Source organism: Kitasatospora sp. NPDC057512 (genome assembly GCF_042802135.1).
Taxonomy (GTDB): Bacteria; Actinomycetota; Actinomycetes; order Streptomycetales; family Streptomycetaceae; genus Kitasatospora.
On the sequence record NZ_JBHVET010000804.1, the window covers coordinates 1 to 3,555 of the forward strand.

Below are 3,555 nucleotides of genomic sequence, written 5' to 3' on the forward strand. Positions count from 1 at the left end.
GCTCAGCGCACCGTGAAGTCCGCCATCATCGCCATGTCCTCGTGCTCCAGGTTGTGGCAGTGCAGCATGTACGCCCCCGCGTAGTCGGTGAAGCGCACCAGCACCTCCACCGCCTCGGCCGGGCGCAGGTCCACGGTGTCCTTCCATCCCGCGTCGTACGGGCCCGGGTCGGCGCCGTTGCGGCCGATCACCTGGAAGTGGTCGAGGTGGACGTGCACCGGGTGGTGCAGGTCGGTGGAGAAGCGCCAGAGCTCGACCGTGCCGAGGGCGGGCGTGGCGATGCTGTCGCCCGGCTTGTACGGGCGGCCGTTGATGGTCCAGCCGTCGCCGCGGCTGCGCCGGAAGGCGAAGTCGCGGGTGGCGACGGCGGCGGAGGCGTCCAGGGCCTCGACGGCGGCGAGCCGGTCGGGCACCGTCGCGTCGTCGGTCACCTGCTTCGCGGTGACGTCGAAGCGCATCACCTCGGCCGTCCGGCCGCTGCCGAAGCGGTTGACCAGCCGGACCCGGGTGCCGGGCTCGTAGCGGGAGAAGTCGACCACGACGTCGAAGCGTTCGGCGGGCGCGATCTCGATGCCGTCGTGCCGGACGGGGGCGGCGAGCAGGCCGCCGTCGGAGCCGATCTGGACCAGGGCGTCGCCGCCGACCGGCTGCGGGTCGAGTTCGAGCCGGTAGAGCCGGGCGTTGGAGGCGTTGAGCAGCCGCAGCCGGTAGCGGACCCGGTCGACGTCCAGCCGGGGCCAGGGCGCGCCGTTGACCAGGATGACGTCGCCGAGCACGCCGTTGGCGTAGGCGTCGGTGACGCCCGGCTCGGCGAGCTCTGGGTCGACGGCGGGGTAGCGGAAGGAGCCGTCGGCGGCGAAGGAGCGGTCGGTGATCATCAGCGGCAGGTCCCGTCCGCCGCGCGGCAGCGGCAGCGCGTCCTCCTCCTCGTCGTGCACGAGGTGGAAGCCGGCCAGTCCGCGCCAGACGCCGGGGCCGGTGAAGCCCATCCGGTGGTCGTGGTACCAGAGGGTGGCGGCGCGCTGCCTGCCCGGATAGGTGTAGCTGCGCTCGCCGACGACGGTGCGGGCGGCCGCGTGGTCCGCCCCGGACATCCCCGCCATCCCGGCCATCCCCGCCATGCCGGCCATCCCGGCCGTGCCGCCCGCCTGCTGGGCGGCGTCGGCCGACGACCCGACCGGCAGCAGCAGGTCCACCGGGTAGCCGTCGCTGTCCGCCGGGGTGTGCCCGCCGTGCAGGTGGGTCACCGAGGGCACCGGCAGCTCGTTGCGGTGCTTGACCACCGCCGTCCGCCCGGAGCGGGTGACCACGGTCGGCCCGGGGAAGCCGCCCCCGTACGTCCAGGCCTCGGTCCGCACCCCGGGCAGGATCTCCAGCCGGGCGACCTGCTGGGTGATCTCGTAGTAGTCGCCGGTCGCGTCGGTGCGCACCGGTTGCAGCACGGCCGGCACCGGCAGCGCGGCCCGGAAGGCCTCCGGCAGGTCGAGCTCGCTGCCCAGCAGCTGCCCGGGGCGGCCCTCGGCGAGCAGCCGGGCCACGGAGGGGCCGGCCACGGAGGCCAGGGCGCCCGCGCCGAGCACGGAGGCGCCGACGCGCAGGAACCGGCGCCGGTTCACTTGGCCACCTCCACCGGTCCGCCGGGGCGCGGCAGCCGGCCGGTGCCGTCCGGACCGCCGACGACCCGCGCCTCCCGGGCCGGCAGCGGCAGCCGCCAGGCGCCGACCAGGCCGAACAGCACGCCGCTGACCAGCAGCACGCCGAGCGTGACGTGCACGCCGAGCGCCCGGGCGTAGCCGGCGGTGATCTGGCCGATGACGGCGGCGGTGAGCAGCGCGGTGGTCCACAGCGGCCGGAGCGGGCCCCGGCCGGGCCACCGGACGGCGACGGCCACCGCCAGCTGGAGCACCACCACGGTGGCCAGCACCATCGCGTTGCCCTCGTGGTCCTTCAGGGAGTCGTAGGTGCCGTTCAGGAAGCTGCCGGCCAGCATGACCTGGAGCAGTGCCAGCAGGGCGAGCAGGGTGGTGGAGGTACGCAGCAGGATCAGCGGCCAGCGGGGCGCGGGGGCGGCAGGAGGACTGCTCATGGTCGGGCTACTCTCTGCGTCGACGGTCTGGCGGGGCGGGCGAGAGCGTAACTGATCAGACGTCACGATCAGCTCTTGACAAGGTCATTGGACCGTCATGTGGTCCTCATGGCCGCCCGCTCGGGCCGTCGTTCTCACCCGAAGGAAGGGGGTGCCCTTGAGTCGTCCTCAAGAGCACCCCCTTCCCGGCCCCGGCGCGTCCGCTCCCGGCGAGCCCGCTACTGGCGCGCCGCGCCCAGCGCCGCCGGCCGGGTCCGCAGCAGCGCCCGGACCGGCACCCCGGTCGCCGCGAGGCAGAGCAGCACGGCTCCGGCGGCCAGCGGCAGGGCCAGCATCGGCGGGACGTACGGGGCGGAGTTGGCCACGCCCCGGGCGACCGGCACCAGGGTGACCCCGGCGATCACCGCGCCGACCGCCAGCCCGGTCGAGGCCACCAGCAGCGCCTCCCAGCGCATCATGCCGCGCACCTGGCGCCGGGTGGTGCCGGCCAGCCGCAGCAGCGCGACCTCGCGGCGCCGGTCCAGCACCGTCATCACCAGGGTGTTGGCGGCGCTGACGGCGGCGAACCCGCCGAGCACGGCGGCCATCACGGTGTTGGCCCAGCCGTTGACCTCCATGGCCTTGTCGGACTGGGCGACGAACCCGGCCCGGTCGGTCACGGCGGCCCCGGCGAGCCCGCCCAGCCCGGCGGCCACCGCCGCCCGGTCGGCGCCCGGCGCGTCGGCGACCAGCACCTGGCTGTCGTACCCGGCGGTGACGTGCGCGGCCACCGCGGCCCGGGGCAGCAGCGCCTGGCCGACGCCGAGCCCGCGGTCGTACACCGCGACCACGGCGGGCCGCACGGCGGTGCCGTCGCCGAGCCAGAGCGGGACCCGGTCGCCGACCTTGGCGCCGAACGCCTCGGCCAGCGTGGCGCTCAGCGCGACGGTGTCGGGGGCGCGGCCGAGGTCGGCGAGCGAACCGCTGCGCACGCCGAGGTCGAGCACCTTCGGCAGCCGGGCCGGGTCGCCGTCGACGCCGAGCACGGGGGCGGAGCCCAGCTGGTCGCCGTCCTTGTAGACGACGCCGGTGCGCAGCACGCCGACGGCGGTGTCCACGCCGGGCACCCGGGCCGCCCGCTCGGCCGTCCCGGCGGGCAGGCCGGGGCCGGTGGCGCCGACCACGTGGTCGGCGGTGACGCCGGCCCGGACGTTCTCGCCGCTGGTGTGGCGCACGGTGCTCTGGATGATCAGCAGGGTGCCGCAGAAGGCGGTGACCAGGACGATCGGGGTGATCGCGGAGGCCAGGCGGCGGGCGTTGGCGCGGGTGTTGTCGGCGGCCAGCGAGCCGGGCGCGCCGCCGGCCCGCAGCGGGGCGCCGAGCACCGCGGCGGCGGCCCGGGCCAGCCAGGGGCCCAGCAGGGCGACGGCCAGCATGAAGCACATCACCACGCCGAGCGCGGTCTGGGCGGCCTTGGCGCCGTCCAGGGA

Annotated in this window: 3 protein-coding genes; all 3 read right to left on the reverse strand. The window is 76.1% G+C overall.

All coding sequences use genetic code 11. The features are described from left to right. Nucleotides 1-2: 2 nt before the first annotated feature. Nucleotides 3-1,616 (reverse strand): multicopper oxidase family protein, encoded by a 1,614-nt coding sequence (locus tag ACFU6K_RS33985; RefSeq protein ID WP_380669681.1) that lies wholly within the window; start codon nucleotides 1,614-1,616, stop codon nucleotides 3-5. Next, complete coding sequence (locus ACFU6K_RS33990) at nucleotides 1,613-2,086, reverse strand: hypothetical protein (protein ID WP_380669683.1); 474 nt, start codon at nucleotides 2,084-2,086, stop codon at nucleotides 1,613-1,615. Before ACFU6K_RS33990 ends, ACFU6K_RS33985 begins: the two co-directional genes overlap by 4 nt. Before the next feature lie 218 nt (nucleotides 2,087-2,304). Beyond that, a partial coding sequence (locus ACFU6K_RS33995; RefSeq protein ID WP_380669685.1) for an ABC transporter permease occupies nucleotides 2,305-3,555 on the reverse strand: 1,251 nt, incomplete at its 5' end.

Excerpts from the sequence above, each read along its gene's own strand:
- ACFU6K_RS33990 (WP_380669683.1), bottom strand. The coding sequence starts at position 2,086 with ATGAGCAGTCCTCCTGCCGCCCCCGCGCCCCGCTGGCCGCTGATCCTG.